Consider the following 14725-nt stretch of genomic DNA (forward strand, 5'->3'; position numbering starts at 1 on the left):
GGCGATGTCATCGGGTTGCCATTCGCCCGACGGGCAGCCGCTCGGCCATCGCGGCCAGGGCCTCGCCGGGATTGCCCAGCGCCTCACGCGCCCGTTGCAGCCGATCCTCGCCGCGCCCGGCTATGGTCACACAGGCCCCAGCCTCAACGCAGCGCCGGGCCAGCGCCAGACCCATGCCGGAGCCGCCGCCGACGATCAGGATTTTCTGATTTGAAATGCTCATTCGCTCTGCCTTTGCTTGGATGGAGAAGGGCAGGGAATTGGCAGTTCGGTGCGGCAAGTGAAAACGGAAGAAACCGATAGCGCTATCGGAAGCGCCGATGATGCAGGGCGATCAGTTGCCGCAAGCGGTGAAGGCAGCGCCCGGGTTCCAGTCCTTGAAAGCGATGGCCTGGCCTTCGACGGAGACGGTCTTGTGCTTGGTGCTGCCGTCGGGCTGCTTTTCGCTGCTGGTGCCTTTGCCGGTCAGCACATTGTACTCGCAGGCGCTTTCGGCATTCTCCTTCAAATAGTCATCATGGTTATAGGCGAAGCCGGCGACGATGAAGGCACCGTTGCGCCAGGCGATGGTCAGCGTCATGTCGGTCCGTTCGCTGCCGACCGGCATCGCTGGCAGGTAGAATTTGATCGAACCGTTGGGCAGCATCGTCAGTTCCGGCTCGGTGTCGGAGTTCTCGTAGCCCGGCCGGTCGTAGCCGTTCCATTCCCCGTGGACCTGCTCGTGCACGATCTCGACAGGCTTGAGGTAATTGTGCTCCTTGTCCCTGAGGAAGAAGTGGACGTCCATCGGCTGGCCGGGCTCGGTCTCGACCACCATGGCAAGATCGACGGCGCCATCGCCGTTGAAGTCGCCAGTCACAGCCGTGACGATTTTCCGGGTTTCGATCGGCTCCGCAAGGGCGAGGCTCGGCAACAGCAAAGATAGAAAAGCGAGCAGCAGAGATTTCATGGTGGCATATTCCCCCAGACTGACACCTTGCGGTCCTATAGCATGGCGGTGGAATATCGCGCGCCCTCTCTTCTCCCCGACGAAGTCGCGCGGCGATGCTTTCTTCGCTTTGTGGTGACGCAACTGACGAAAACTGACAGCGATCTGTGCCACATGCCGGGCGATGACGATGGGCGCAATGCGGGCAATACGACAGTGGGAGCAGGAACTATGGTGGCGCGAGCGGCACTGAACAAACAGGCCGGCTAATGGCGCCGGTCAAGGTCGATCCCGACAAGGTGCACGAGTTTCCGGATGCGGGCAGCTTCTACGCGTGGCTCGGCAAGCACCACGCCACGGAAACCGAAGTGTGGATCAAGGTTCACAAGGTGGGGTCGGGACTGAAGTCGATCACGCCGAAGGAAGCCATCGACGTGGTGCTGTGCTTCGGCTGGATCGACGCGGTGCGCAAGGGGCTGGACGACAAGAGTTTCCTGCAGCGCTACACGCCGCGCAGCCGGAAGAGCATCTGGAGCCTGATCAACATCGACAATGTCGCGCGGCTGGTCGAGGAGGGCCGCATGACCGAGCATGGGCTCAAACAGGTCGAGGCGGCCAAGGCGGACGGGCGCTGGGCGCGCGCCTATGGCAGCGGCAAGCAGATGAAAATCCCCGACGACCTGCAAGCAGCCATAGACGCGGAACCCGCCGCCAAGGCGATGCTTGAAAAACTCAGCGCGCAGAACCGTTTCGCGCTCGCCTTCCGCACCCACAACATGAAGACCGAGGCCGGGCGCAAGAAGAAGATCGAGACGTTCGTAGCAATGCTGAAGCGCGGCGAGACGATCCATCCGCAAGGCAGGAAGTAAGCCGCTCAGGCTCTTTCTACGGCGAGGGGTATGCGTTGCGCATGCGGCCCGCCACCCCATTCCTGGGCAGATTGCGATCGGCACTCAGCGTCGCATGAAGTGCTTCAGTATCTGAATCGCCGAATTGTTATAAGCATCTGTTTTTGTGCAGATTTGACAGGTGTCTGTCGCGCATTTCCTCCGGCATTGCGTAGTCAAGAAAAAGCCGCCCTCGCTTTTGCGAGTGGAGGAAGTCAGGAAGGAGGGGCAATCAACAGCCTTGGCGTGCTTGATGGTTCAAAGGCAGATACTATTGGTTCAAGTCGACCGGCGTCACTCCAAGGAGTTTCAGGGCGTTGGCGTAGGTCCTGATGCCTTGGGCCTGCTTGCGCTCGGCACAAAACCGGTTCGCCTTGTCCTGGAGCGCGGTTGCCTCGGCGATCTCGCCTGCACTGGCACCGGGTTTGGCTTTGGTCTGGATGGCTCCGTCGAGTTGAAGACCGAGCTGGCTGCAATATTCGCTCCGGGTGACCGCTGCTTCCGCCCCCGACTGTGCGACCGCCAGCATGGCGAGCGAAATGCCTGTCAGGGCACCCATCCATCCGGTCGAACGTCGTTGCATGTTTTGGACCATTTCTTCGCGTTGTGCAGCAGCCCGCTTGACCGCCGCGAGGGTGGTTATGACAGGCGATGTTTTCGCGAGCTTTTCCCGGATGTTGTTTCTTGTTTCTGGAGTGTGTCTGGGTGCGGTTTTCCCTTCTCCCCCTGTGGGAGAAGGTGGCCTCGAGAAGCGAGGTCGGATGAGGGGTGTTCCAGGGAACGCCAACGTCTCATTCCGCTGGAACACCCCTCATCCGTCTCGGCGCTGACGCGCCGATCCACCTTCCCCCACAAGGGGGGAAGGCAAGGGCGTTCCGCTGTATGCGGCGCTTGCGCCTCTTTCTTTGCGGCCATCCTTCGCGTAAGGCGCCGGGCAAATCCTTTCACGCAAGCATATAGCCCGGACACCGCATGATCAGACTTGAAAGCATCAGCAAGCAGAACGGCCGTCAGCTTGTCTTCATCGAAGCGTCGGCGTCCCTGCAGAAGGGCGAGAAGGTCGGCCTCGTCGGGCCGAACGGCGCCGGCAAGACGACGCTGTTTCGCATGATCACCGGGCAGGAGCAGCCCGATGAAGGCCAGGTGCAGGTCGATCGCGGCGTCACCATCGGCTATTTCAGCCAGGATGTCGGCGACATGGAAGGCCACAGCGCTGTGGCCGAAGTGATGAACGGCGCCGGGCCGGTCAGCGAAGTCGCGGCCGAAATGGCAGCCCTCGAGGCGGCCATGGCCGATCCCGACCAGGCCGACCGGATGGACGAAATCATCGAAAAATATGGCGAGGCGCAGCACCGCTTCGAGGAACTCGACGGTTATGCGCTGGACGGCCGCGCCCGCGAAGTGCTCGACGGTCTCGGCTTTTCGCAGGAGATGATGGACGGCGATGTCGGAAAGCTGTCCGGCGGCTGGAAGATGCGCGTGGCGCTGGCCCGCATCCTGTTGATGCGGCCCGACGCCATGCTGCTCGATGAGCCGAGCAACCATCTCGACCTGGAAAGCCTGATCTGGCTGGAATCCTTCCTGAAAAACTATGACGGCGCGCTGCTGATGACCTCGCACGATCGCGAGTTCATGAACCGCATCGTCAACAAGGTGGTCGAGATCGACGCCGGTTCGCTGACCGCCTATTCCGGAAACTACGAATTCTATCAGCAGCAACGGGCGATCGCCGACAAGCAGCAGCAGGCGCAGTTCGAGCGCCAGCAGGCAATGCTGGCCAAGGAGATCGCCTTCATCGAGCGCTTCAAGGCGCGCGCCTCGCATGCCGCACAGGTGCAGAGCCGGGTGAAGAAGCTGGACAAGATCGACCGCGTCGAGCCGCCGAAGCGCCGCCAGACCGTGTCCTTCGATTTCCTGCCGGCGCCGCGCTGCGGCGAAGATGTCGTCACGCTGAAGAACGTCCACAAGGGCTATGGCAGCCGCACCATCTATGAGGGGCTCGACTTCCAGGTCCGCCGCCGCGAGCGCTGGTGCATCATGGGCGTCAACGGCGCCGGCAAGTCGACGCTCTTGAAGCTGGTCGCCGGCGCTTCCGAGCCCGACACCGGCACGGTCGCGCGCGGGCCAAGCGTCAAAATGGGATATTTCGCCCAGCACGCCATGGAGGTGCTGGAAGGCGAGCGCACCGTGTTCCAGACACTGGAGGACGCGTTTCCGCAGGCCGGTCAGGCGCCGCTCAGGGCACTTGCCGGCTGCTTCGGTTTTTCCGGCGACGAGATCGAGAAGAAATGCCGCGTGCTGTCAGGCGGTGAGAAGGCGCGGCTGGTGATGGCGCTGATGCTGTTCGACCCGCCCAACCTTCTGGTGCTGGACGAGCCGACCAACCATCTCGACATCGCCACCAAGGAGATGCTGATCACGGCGCTTTCGCAGTACGAGGGCACCATGCTGTTCGTCTCGCACGACCGGCATTTTCTGGCGGCGCTTTCCAACCGCGTGCTGGAACTGACGCCCGAAGGCATCCACACCTATGGCGGCGGCTATACGGAATATGTCGAGCGCACCGGGCAGGAAGCGCCGGGGTTGAGGAGCTAGCCCTTACCGCAGCGAGATGCTCATGCCACTGAGATCGGCGTTGACCTGCAGGCCGACCTGCCTGCCCGTCAATTCGAGCCGGGCGCCCTTGTCGTTGGTCATGACGATCACCTGAGCCCCCTTGCCAAGCGCGCCGCCACCGCCCGCCGCACCATAGACCCCGGTCACATCCCGTGCACGTTTGATGTGGCGCACGGTGCCTTTGAAATAGGTCTTGGAAACGCCGAAGGCGAGGCCGCCCGAGACAGCGCCGACCGAGATGGGATAGGTGCGGCCGTGGAAGGTGAACGTTCCTTCCCCTCCGGAGCCACCGACGAAGAAGGCCGCCTTGTAGACGGCGAAGCGGATCGTGCCGCTGTCGGCATGCGCGGCGCTGGCAAAGCCGATGCTCGCGGTTGCGATGGCGGCAACCGCGATGGAACGAAATCCGGATGAAATCTTCATGGTGAGAACTCCTCAATGTCGCCGCTTTGCCGGCCGGGATGTCTGCGTGGGATCAAAGTTACAACTGAACAGTCTCGCCCGTGATTTGGTTCCAGGCCCCGTGATTTGGTTCCAGGGTTCGAATCCGGCCGCGGGAAGGCCGGGGAGAGGGCGAGGGGTTGCGGGGGGTGGGGAGGGCGCCTGACCGCAGCTATCGCCTTGTGCGATGAAGAGGTCTATGCAGGCCCTGTACAAGGCTTAGGAGAGGCTTCGGATGAGAATCGCAATCTGCCTCGCATTGACTGCGGCAGTGGCTGGGTGCGCGACATCGCCGGTCGATTATGAGGCGTCGCTTTCGCAGCAGGACCAGAAATGGGCTTCGCCGGCATGCCAGCAGGCGCGCAGGGCGGCTTCGGATTACCAGGCTCGCGAGAAGGAGCATCCGGGATGGGGTTTCGGCGTCCTGCTTGGTCCATACTCGATGGGCCTCGTCGCGGCCATCAAGGAGCATGAGCAGAAGCAGCGAAAGCTGTTCGCGCGGGAAGTGCACTTGCAATGCTCAAGCCTGCCGCTGCCGAAGGAACTGCAGGGCGATTTGAACCCTGGGGTGCGTCCAACGAAGTATCCATAGCGCTGCCGCGCCCTTCCGGCAGAAGGCGCCGGAATTGCGAAGCGGTGTGAGTGATGGAAGGCGCCGTTGGGCCTTATGTGATCTCCAGCATGCTCGTCGGCATCACCCGCCTGCTATCAGCCTGATCAAGGCGCCATCGCTGTCGCTCGCCGAACCGCTGGTACTGCCATCGGTCCGCGGCCGCGATCGGCGGCACCTCCATCTTCGGCGGCCGCGGTGTCTACACCGGCACCATCATCGGCGCGCTGATCCTGACCGTGCTGACGACGCTCTTGACCATCCTGCGGATGCCGGAGGGGCAAGGCGGATCTTGTTCGGGCCGATCTGCTATTCGTGACGGCGGCTTATTTGAGGATCGTGGAGGAGAAATGGGAGCGGGTTGAGGTGAATGGCTGCGTTTGGGCCGAATTCAGACAGGCAGCTTTTTGGCGCAAGGATGCGAACTACTGCCGTTCAACCAATGATGAAGCCAGATCGAATTTTGGTGCTTCTTCAAAATTTGCACCCATTGAGGATGCGCCACGGCCAGCAACAGCCGACAGCCCCAGCCCGCGAGGACCGATCCGCTCTCAAAAAGCGCGTACAGGTTGACAACACCTTGGCCGCTGCAACATCCTGCCGGTCTTTAGACTGGGAGGTAGCATGACTATTTCGATCAACCGCCGCACCTTTTCCATAGGCGCGGGCGCTCTGGCGCTGGCTGCGGCCGGATTTTCGCCGGCACGCGCGCAGCAGGCGTTTTTCCGCATCGGCACGGGCGGAACGTCCGGCACCTACTATCCGGTGGGCGGCCTGATCGCCAACGCCATCTCGGCAACTGGCGCGGCCGGCGTCGAAGGCTTGGTCGCCACCGCCACGTCCTCCAACGGTTCGGTAGCCAACATCAGCGCCATCCAGTCGGGCGCGTCCGAATCGGGCTTCACGCAATCCGACGTCGCCTACTGGGCGCATTCGGGCACCGGCCTCTACGAGGGCAAGCCCAAGATTGATGACCTGCGCCTCATCGCGACGCTTTATCCCGAGACGATCCATTTGGTCGCGCGCGCCGACGCCGGCATTAAGTCGGTGGCGGATCTCAAGGGCAAACGCGTCTCTCTTGACGAGCCGGGCTCCGGCACCATCGTCGATGCGCGACTTGTGCTTGGCGCTTACGGTCTGGCTGAAAAGGACGTGCAGCCCGAATATCTCAAGCCTGGCCCGGCCGGAGAGCGGCTGCAGGATGGCGCCATGGACGCTTATTTCTTCGTCGGCGGCTATCCGACCGGCGCCATCGTTGAGCTTGCCACCACCAACAACATCACGCTGGTGCCGATCACCGGCCCCGAGGCCGACAAGCTGCTGTCCGAGCAGAAGTTCTTCTCCACCGACACCGTGCCGGAAGGCACCTACAAAAATGTCGGCGAAACCAAGACCATTTCCGTCGCCGCTCAATGGGTGACCAGCGCCAAGCAGACCGACGACCTCGTCTACAAGATCGTCAAGTCGCTCTACAGCGACGAAACCCAAAAGGCCCTGCAGGCAGGCCACGCCAAGGGCAAGCTGATCACGCTCCAGAACGCGGTTACCAGCGCCGGCATTCCTTTTCATCCCGGCGCAGAGAAATTCTACAAGGAAGTCGGCACCCTGAAATAAGAGCCATTTGGACCGGCTGACAACAACGAGGCGGAAGGGATGCTTTCCGCCTCTTTTGTCTGGAAATTAAGGACACGGAACCGGCCATGAGCGATGACGACAAGATCAAGCTTTCCGCAATGGAGTTCGATGAGGAGAACGCTCGCGAACTGGAGGAGAAATTCGACTCCGAAATCCGCTTCCGGCCACTGACCCGTGTCGCGGGCTGGCTGGTCGGCTTCCTCCTGGTGGCGCTGTCACTGTTTCACTACTACACCGCCGGTTTCGGCCTGCTGCAGGAAATGCTGCACCGGGGTATCCACCTGTCGATGGTGCTGGCGCTGATCTTCCTCGTCTTCCCGCTGGTGAAGAAAAGCTACGACCAGCCCGCGCGGTCCAGCCTCCTGCGGCCGCTCGGCATACCCCTTTTCGACTGGCTGCTGGCGATCGCTGCGGTCGTCGTCGTCATGCACGTGCCTATGATCCCGCTCGACGACCTTGCCTTCCGCGTCGGCAATCCCACGGCGCTCGACGTGGTGTTCGGCCTTATCCTCATCCTGCTTCTGCTGGAGGCGACGCGCCGCTCCGTCGGCATCCCGCTGCCCATCATCGCCGTCGTCTTCATGGCCTACGCGCTGTTGGGGCGGTACATGCCGAGCATTCTAGTGCACCCCGGCGCGTCCGTCTCCCAGCTTGTCGATCACCTTTATCTGACGACGCAGGGCATCTACGGCATCGCGCTCGGCGTCGTCGCCACCTACGTCTTCCACTTCGTGCTGTTCGGCGTCTTCGCCACCCGCATTGGCCTCGGCCAGCTCTTCCTCGACTGCGCGGCGTGGGTCGCCGGCCGCTACGCCGGCGGTCCCGCCAAGGTGTCGATCTTCGGCTCGGCGCTGTTCGGCATGATTTCCGGCTCGTCGGTCGCCAACACCGTTACCGTCGGCTCGCTGACCATCCCGGCGATGATCAAGCTCGGCTACAAGAAACATTTCGCCGCAGCGGTGGAAGCGGCGTCCTCGACCGGCGGTCAGGTGACGCCGCCGATCATGGGCGCAGCGGCCTTCCTGATGATCGAATTTCTCGAACTACCCTACACGACCATCATCCTTGCCGCCATCGTGCCCGCCTTCATGCACTTCTTTGGCGTGTTCATGCAGGTGCATTTCGAGGCCAAGCGAACCGGCCTTAGGGGGCTCAGGCCGGACGAGATGCCCGATGTCGTCGAGGCGCTGAAGCGGGACTGGCCGACGATCATCCCGCTCGTCGTCCTCATCGGCGTGCTGCTCTCGGGCTACACGCCCTACATGGCCGCCTTCTGGGGCATCACCTTGTGTATTCTCGTCGGTTTGCTCAATCCGCGCCGGCGCATGTCGGTCGCCGACATCGTGATGTGCCTGCGCGACGGCGCCAAATATGCGCTCGCAGTCGGAGCCGCCGCCGCAACCGTCGGCATCGTCGTGGGCGTCGTCACCCTGACCGGAGTGGGCTTCAAGCTGTCCTACATCGTCACATCGACGGCTGGACACCTTTCCCTTCTCTTCGGCACCTTCATCCCTGAGGCGATCTTCTCGGCCCAGGGTCTGACCCTATTGTTCACCTTGATCATGACTGGCGTCGTCTGCATCCTGATGGGCTGCGGCATCCCGACGACCGCGAACTACATCATTATGGTGACGATCGCGGCGCCGGCGCTTGTTATGCTCGGCACCGAGCCGATCGTCGCTCACTTCTTCGTGTTCTATTACGGACTGCTGGCGGACATCACACCACCGGTGGCGCTGGCGGCGTACGCCGCCGCTGGCATGGCGGGGGCGGACCCGTTCAAGACCGGCAACACCGCCTTCCGGCTGGGGATGGGTAAGGCACTGGTTCCTTTCGTGTTCGTCTTCTCACCGTCCTTGCTGCTGGTGACGAAGGATTTCACCTGGCCGAACTTCTTCCTCGCCTTTTTCGGCTGCGTGCTGGGCATCACCTGCCTGGGCGCCGCGCTATCGCGCTATCTTCTGGTGCGCACACGCCCATGGGAAAACGTGCTGCTCGTGTTCGCCGCCCTGCTTCTGGTGGCACCCGAACTCTATTCCTCGCTACTCGGCGTGGCGCTTTTCGTCCCGGTCCTGCTGCGCCATTGGAACGCACGCCACACTGAAGAGGCGCAGCCAGTCTGATCAGCGCCGCTCCAACGCAATCCTTCCCGGAGTTTCGACGTCGCGCATATGCGGTGGGCGGACGGAAAGATGAGAGGGCGGACCATCGAGTCCATGACATTCGCTGCGGTTCTCGGCGCCGAGCGAGCTTCAGCCTAGTCGCGAAGATGTCCGCTCGTGAGAAGAGGCGATGAGCCGTGGCGATGACCGGCATGAGGCGCAAATCAGACCCTCCTCCCGGTCGAATCCAACAGCGGTTTTTGGCCTTCTTAGAATTACGGTGACAGTGCACTTTTTACCCTGCCAGCCGCCCGCTCATCCCCCCGCCAGCCGCGGCAACAAAAAAATCTCCGCCCCCTCTGGCAGCTTCTTCGACCAGGTATCGCGGTAGATCGTCCCGTCGATGGCGACGGCGATGCCTTTGTCGATCCAGTGCTCGAGGCCGGGATACTGTTCAGCCAGCTTCCTGAACAGCTCCCTTATGTCCTTGGCCTCGATCTCGACCTTGCTCTGGCCTCCGGCGGTCGCGGCGAGCGAGCCCCAGAGCGTTACTTCGACCATTCCCGTTCCGCCTCGATCGCCGCCAGGATGCGCGGCGGCGACATCGGGATGTGCGTCATGCGCACGCCCGCGGCGTTCGACACCGCATTGGCGATCGCCGCCAGCGGCGGCACGATCGACGTCTCGCCGACGCCGCGCACCCCGTAGGGATGGTTGGGGTTGGGAATCTCGAGGATCTGCGTGTCGATCATCGGCAGGTCCGAGCAGACCGGGATGCGGTAGTCGAGGAAGCCGGCGTTCTGCAGCCGCCCGTCCTTGCCGTAGATATACTCCTCGTTGAGCGCCCAGCCGATGCCTTGCGCCGCACCGCCCTGGTATTGGCCCTCGACATAGGTCGGGTGCACCGCCTTGCCGGCATCCTGCACGACCGTGTAGCGGATGACCCTGGTAGCGCCGGTATCGGGATCGACCTCGATATCGCAGATATGGGTGGCGAAGGAGACGCCGGCGCCATCGGCGACGAGTTCGCTGTGGCCGGCGATCGGGCCGCCGGTCTTGCCCGACTCGACCGCGATCTCCTTCAGCGACAGCTTGCCGAGATTGCCGTGCTTCTCGCCCTTGGCGATCGCGTGGCCCTTTTCCCAGACCACGTCGTCGACGGCAATGTCCCACATCTGCGCGGCGCGCTCGCGCAGGATTTTGATCGCATTGCGGGCGGCCGAGATCGTCGCCATGGAAGACGAGAAGGTGCCGCGGCTGCCGTCCGTCATGTCGTTATAGCCGAGGCTGGACGTGTCGGCGACGATCGCCTTGACCTGGGAATAGTCGATGCCGAGTTCCTCCGCCGCCACCAGCGATAGCGAGGCGCGGGAGCCACCGACATCGACCGTGCCGACGGCCAGCGAGACCGAGCCGTCCATGCCGATGTTGAGGTCGGTGCAGGTCTGGCCGCCGAAGTTGAACCAGAAGCCGCAAGCCATGCCACGGCCCTGGTTCTTGCCCAGCGGTGCCTTCATGTGCGGATGGCTCTTCACCGCCTCGAGCGTCGGGCCGATGCCGATCGGTCCGTAGACCGGGCCATAGGAGGACCGGGTGCCTTCCTGCGCGGCGTTCCTGATGCGGAAGTCGACCGGGTCCATGCCGATCTTCTTGGCCAGCTCGTCGACGGCACTTTCCACCGCGAAGGCCGCCATCGGCGCCGAAGGCGCGCGATAGGCCGCGGTCTTCGGCCGGTTGACCAGCACTTCGTAGCCGACCGTCTTGACGTTATCGAGCTTGTAGCAGGCAAACGCGGTCATGGCGCCGATCTCGGCCCAGGAGCCGGCATACGGGCCGCAGCTGTAGCGCAGCGTCGCTTCGGCGGCGGTGATCGTGCCGTCCTTGCGGGCGCCGATCTTGACGTCGATCGAGGTGGCGCTGGTCGGGCCCGAGGCGCGGAACACCTCGTCGCGGGTCATCACCAGCTTCACCGGCCGTCCAGCCTTGCGCGACAGCGCCAGCGCCACCGGCTCGGCCCAGACATGGGTCTTGCCGCCAAAACCGCCGCCGATCTCCGAGGAGGTGACGCGCAGTTTCGAGGCTTCCATGCCAAGCAGCTGGGCGCAGTGCTGGCGGTAGACGAAATGGCCCTGCGTGCACACCCAGAGGTCGGCGGTGCCGTCGGAGCTGAAATTCGCCACGCAGGCATGCGGCTCGATATAGCCTTGGTGCGTCTGTTCGGTCTTGAAGGAACGCTCGACGATGAAGTCGGCCTGCCCAAAGCCCTGATGGACATCGCCATGGCCAAACTGGCTGCGCTTGGTGATGTTGGAGGGTTTTACCGGCTTTTCCTCGAGGCCCTCGGTGAAGATGGCATCATTGATCAAGGGCGCCGTGTGCTTCGCCGCCTCGTCGACATCGGTGACATGCGGCAAAAGCTCATATTCGATCTCGATGAGCTTCAGCGCCTGCCTGGCGGTGCGGGCGTCGATCGCGGCGACTGCGGCCACCGCGTGGCCGTCATAGAGCGCCTTCGTGCGCGCCATGCAATTGTCGAGGACGTCGTACATGGCGGCATCGCCATCGGTGAGGTCGGGCAGGTCGGCCGCGGTGATCACCGCCTTGACGCCGGCGAGCTTCTCCGCCTTGGACGTGTCGATCTTGACGATCCTGGCGTGGGCGTGCGGGCTTCTGAGAACACGCCCGACCAGCTGGCCGGCCATGTTGAAGTCGGCGCCATAACGCGCGCGGCCCGTCACCTTGTCGATGCCGTCGGGACGGATCGGACGCGTGCCGACGGAGGTGAATTTACGTCCGGAAAAACGTGGATCGAAATTCATCTCAGGCTCCCTTCATCACGATGGCCGCGTCCTGGACGGCGCGCACGATCTTGTCGTAGCCGGTGCAGCGGCAGAGGTTCCCGGCAAGGCCGAAGCGGATTTCCTCCTCGGTCGGGTCGGGGTTCTTGGCCAGGAGGTCCTTGGCCGCGATCAGGAAGCCCGGCGTGCAGATGCCGCATTGCAATGCGGCGTGCTCGAGGAACTTCTGCTGCAGCGGGTGCAGCGTATCGCCATGGGCCATGCCCTCGATGGTCTCGACGCGGCGGCCTTCAGCCTCGGCGCCGAGCACCAGGCACGAGCACACCAGCCGATCGTCGAGGATGATGCTGCAGGCGCCGCAGTCGCCGGTGCCGCAGCCTTCCTTGGCGCCCGTCAGCCCCAGCCGATCGCGCAGGACGTCCAGCAGCGTCTCGTCGGGCTGGCAAAGATATTCGACAGCGTCGCCGTTGATTGTCGTTGAAACTGCTATACCAGCCATCATTTGCCTCCTGCACGTGCATAGGCTGATGTGGCGGCCCGCTGGGCCAGCACACCCGCAACTTTTCGTCTGAATTCGATGGTGCCGCGCTTGTCGTCGATGGGACGGCATGCCCCCGCGCAGACCTTGGCGAGCCGCTCCAGCGTCGCCTCGTCCAGCCTGGAGCCGATGAGCACCTCCGCGGCCTCTTCGACCAGAAGCACCGTCGCCGCCACGGCGCCCAGCGCAACGCGGGCCGATTTGACGACACCGTGCTCGTCGAGCGTCAGGTTCACCCCGGCGCTGACCACCGCGATATCCATCTCGGTGCGTGGAATGAAACGCAGATAGGCATCGCCAGAGCGCGGCTCGCGCTTGTCGAGCAGGATCGCCTCGATGATCTCGCCTTTGGCCAGCGACGTCTTGCCCGGCGCGGTCGGCACGCTCTGCACGGGAATCGTGCGCCGGCCCGCCGGCCCGACGACCACTGCCTTGGCGCCGGCGGCAACCAGCGCCGGCACGCTGTCGGCGGCCGGCGAGGCGTTGCAGAGATTGCCCACGATGGTGCAGCGTCCCTGCACCTGCTTGGAGCCGATCAGCTTGGCCGCCTCGACGACACCAGGCCATGCCTTCTTGAGGGCGGTGTTCTCTCCCAGGACGGCGCAGGGAACCGCGGCGCCGATGCTGAAGCCTTCAGCCGTTTCCCGGATCTCGCTCAAGCCATCGATCGCCTTGATGTCGACGATCAGCTCTGGTTCGGCAAAGCCGCCCTTCATCCTGACCAGGAGGTCGCTGCCTCCTGCAAGGATGGCGGCCGTACCAGCCGACCCGGCCAACTGGCCAACGGCATCTTCTATTGAAAGCGGACGTATGTAGCGCATCGTCTCCCCTTGGTCATCGCGATTTCAGCGACCGTTATAAACAGTCTCCTCATAATGGCTATCCGGTTCCTCAACTGCGGCGATTAGGCCAGGCGCCGCAATATCCAGTCCAACAGACGGAAAGTGGCGCGCGCCCCGATGGCAGCACCGGCTTTGGTGATTTTTGGGAAACTTCGGCGATGGATCAAGTGCACTCATTCGCTTTTGTCTGCCTTTGGACCAGAACGGCCTCTAAGCCGGCAGAGCCGCTGCTTGGCCGCCCCGGCTGAAGCTCTCTGTGTTCGGCTGTCGCCCGAAACGCCTGCGGCGGCTGGCCAAGGGTACGCAGGAAGGCGCGCCGCATGCGTCCGGGATCGCCAAAACCAACCGTTTCGGCGATGCGCTCAAGCGGGAGATGGGTGGTCTCGATCGCCGTGCGGGCCGTCTCAAGGCGCATGCGCTCTACGGCCTTTGCCGGCGTGACGCCGGTCTCGGCCGTGAAGGCGCGGGCGAAGTTGCGGGGACTCATGGCCGCGTGATCGGCCAGGCATTCGACGGTCAGCGGTTCGGCCAGGTTTGCCCGCACCCATTCGATCAGCGCGGCGAAGCGGCCGGTTCGCCCGCCCAGCTCGACGAAGGCCGAGAATTGCGACTGGCCGCCCGGTCGGCGCTGGTGCACGACGATCTGCTGCGCGGTGCGGCGCGCCACCTCAGCGCCAAGGTCATCTTCGACGAGGGCGAGCGCCAGGTCTATTCCGGCCGAGATGCCGGCCGACGTCCAGATGTCGCCATCCCTGATGAAAATACGCTCGGCATCCAGCCTGACCTTCGGGTAGCGGCGGTGGAAGTCGTCACTGCTGGCCCAGTGCGTGGTCGCGCGGCGGCCGTCGAGCAATCCCGCCTTTGCCAGCAGGTACGCGCCCGTGCAGACGCTGCTGATGCGCCGCGCCGAGGCGCGCCTCAACCAGGCGACGATTTCGTCCATCGCCTCCATGGAACGGATGATTTCGCCGCCCGACACGATAACAGTGTCGAAAGTACCGTCGCGCAGAGGCTTGGTGAGGAGCTTCAGACCCGAAGAGCTTTCAACGTCGCCGCCGCCGGGCGCCAGCAAAACCAGCTCATAGCTGTCCGGGCGGTGCCGCTCCGCAATCTCGAAGACTGTTGTCGGCCCGGCAGCGTCCAGAAGCTGGAAACCGGGGTGAACGACGACGGCAACTTGCCTGCGCATGGCAGTATTCGCCCGATTTATGTCATTTCGGACGAAACCTAACGCCGGTACCCTCGTCGTCAAGCCATCTGGAGCATCGCCATGACGATGCCCGAACCGAAGCGACGGCGACGGGCGTCTGGCTCACCCGGAGCACCGG

15 protein-coding genes and 1 pseudogene are annotated in these 14725 nt (G+C 63.4%); 7 read left to right on the forward strand and 9 right to left on the reverse strand.

Going from position 1 to position 14725, the window contains the following annotated elements; translation table 11 throughout:
• Positions 1 to 7: 7 nt before the first annotated feature.
• Positions 8 to 223 (reverse strand): SDR family NAD(P)-dependent oxidoreductase, encoded by a 216-nt coding sequence (locus tag NKJ67_RS31280; protein WP_502905252.1) that lies wholly within the window; start codon positions 221 to 223, stop codon positions 8 to 10.
• Between the two features lie 111 nt (positions 224 to 334).
• Positions 335 to 949: a hypothetical protein gene (locus NKJ67_RS31285; RefSeq protein WP_127809776.1), complete on the reverse strand. Its 615-nt coding sequence runs from the start codon at positions 947 to 949 to the stop codon at positions 335 to 337.
• A gap of 42 nt (positions 950 to 991) precedes the next feature.
• On the opposite strand from NKJ67_RS31285, the gene NKJ67_RS31290 reads away from it, so the two are divergent.
• Together NKJ67_RS31290 and NKJ67_RS31295 are read left to right on the forward strand one after the other, a co-directional pair.
• Positions 992 to 1198 (forward strand): hypothetical protein, encoded by a 207-nt coding sequence (locus NKJ67_RS31290; protein ID WP_352585142.1) that lies wholly within the window; start codon positions 992 to 994, stop codon positions 1196 to 1198.
• Positions 1198 to 1797 carry a YdeI/OmpD-associated family protein gene (locus NKJ67_RS31295; RefSeq protein ID WP_127267003.1) on the forward strand — a complete coding sequence of 200 codons (600 nt, stop codon included), beginning with the start codon at positions 1198 to 1200 and terminating at the stop codon, positions 1795 to 1797. Before NKJ67_RS31290 ends, NKJ67_RS31295 begins: the two co-directional genes overlap by 1 nt.
• 289 nt (positions 1798 to 2086) lie before the next feature.
• On the opposite strand, the gene NKJ67_RS31300 is transcribed toward NKJ67_RS31295, so the two are convergent.
• Positions 2087 to 2374: a hypothetical protein gene (locus tag NKJ67_RS31300; RefSeq protein ID WP_352585145.1), complete on the reverse strand. Its 288-nt coding sequence runs from the start codon at positions 2372 to 2374 to the stop codon at positions 2087 to 2089.
• A gap of 413 nt (positions 2375 to 2787) precedes the next feature.
• Here NKJ67_RS31300 and abc-f point away from each other — a divergent pair, with 413 nt between their 5' ends.
• The gene (gene abc-f, locus NKJ67_RS31305) at positions 2788 to 4410 is read left to right on the forward strand and encodes a ribosomal protection-like ABC-F family protein (RefSeq protein WP_256746803.1); all 1623 of its coding nucleotides are present in this window, start codon (positions 2788 to 2790) and stop codon (positions 4408 to 4410) included.
• A gap of 3 nt (positions 4411 to 4413) precedes the next feature.
• On the opposite strand, the gene NKJ67_RS31310 is transcribed toward abc-f, so the two are convergent.
• Positions 4414 to 4854, reverse strand: coding sequence for a hypothetical protein (locus NKJ67_RS31310; protein WP_256746804.1), 441 nt, complete (start codon positions 4852 to 4854; stop codon positions 4414 to 4416).
• Between the two features lie 253 nt (positions 4855 to 5107).
• Between NKJ67_RS31310 and NKJ67_RS31315 the strand changes: the two genes are divergently transcribed.
• The 4 genes and pseudogenes from NKJ67_RS31315 (at position 5108) to NKJ67_RS31330 (ending at position 9240) form a co-directional block, all read left to right on the forward strand.
• Positions 5108 to 5464, forward strand: a complete 357-nt coding sequence (locus NKJ67_RS31315; protein WP_256746805.1) for a hypothetical protein — start codon at positions 5108 to 5110, stop codon at positions 5462 to 5464.
• A 74-nt stretch (positions 5465 to 5538) separates the two neighbouring features.
• Positions 5539 to 5833: pseudogene (locus NKJ67_RS31320) on the forward strand (ABC transporter permease); the annotation flags it as partial.
• A gap of 273 nt (positions 5834 to 6106) precedes the next feature.
• Complete coding sequence (locus tag NKJ67_RS31325; RefSeq protein ID WP_013530643.1) at positions 6107 to 7096, forward strand: TAXI family TRAP transporter solute-binding subunit; 990 nt, start codon at positions 6107 to 6109, stop codon at positions 7094 to 7096.
• Between the two features lie 86 nt (positions 7097 to 7182).
• Entirely contained in the window at positions 7183 to 9240 is a 2058-nt protein-coding gene (locus NKJ67_RS31330) for a TRAP transporter permease (protein WP_128309636.1), read from the forward strand.
• Positions 9241 to 9534: 294 nt separating this feature from the next.
• Here the strand turns inward: NKJ67_RS31330 and NKJ67_RS31335 are convergent, their stop codons facing one another.
• The 5 genes from NKJ67_RS31335 to NKJ67_RS31355 form a co-directional block, all read right to left on the reverse strand.
• Complete coding sequence (locus NKJ67_RS31335; protein WP_352585148.1) at positions 9535 to 9780, reverse strand: MoaD/ThiS family protein; 246 nt, start codon at positions 9778 to 9780, stop codon at positions 9535 to 9537.
• On the reverse strand, positions 9768 to 12038 hold the full coding sequence (locus tag NKJ67_RS31340) for a xanthine dehydrogenase family protein molybdopterin-binding subunit (RefSeq protein WP_352585150.1): 2271 nt from the start codon (positions 12036 to 12038) through the stop codon (positions 9768 to 9770). Before NKJ67_RS31340 ends, NKJ67_RS31335 begins: the two co-directional genes overlap by 13 nt.
• A gap of 1 nt (position 12039) precedes the next feature.
• Positions 12040 to 12516 carry a (2Fe-2S)-binding protein gene (locus NKJ67_RS31345; RefSeq protein ID WP_013530647.1) on the reverse strand — a complete coding sequence of 159 codons (477 nt, stop codon included), beginning with the start codon at positions 12514 to 12516 and terminating at the stop codon, positions 12040 to 12042.
• Positions 12516 to 13376: an FAD binding domain-containing protein gene (locus NKJ67_RS31350; RefSeq protein ID WP_127398132.1), complete on the reverse strand. Its 861-nt coding sequence runs from the start codon at positions 13374 to 13376 to the stop codon at positions 12516 to 12518. The genes NKJ67_RS31345 and NKJ67_RS31350 overlap by 1 nt, the downstream gene beginning before the upstream one ends.
• 184 nt (positions 13377 to 13560) lie before the next feature.
• Positions 13561 to 14586 carry a GlxA family transcriptional regulator gene (locus tag NKJ67_RS31355; RefSeq protein WP_352585152.1) on the reverse strand — a complete coding sequence of 342 codons (1026 nt, stop codon included), beginning with the start codon at positions 14584 to 14586 and terminating at the stop codon, positions 13561 to 13563.
• Positions 14587 to 14725 lie beyond the last annotated feature (139 nt).

Source organism: Mesorhizobium sp. M0088 (assembly GCF_040322895.1).
In the GTDB taxonomy this organism is placed as follows: domain Bacteria; phylum Pseudomonadota; class Alphaproteobacteria; order Rhizobiales; family Rhizobiaceae; genus Mesorhizobium.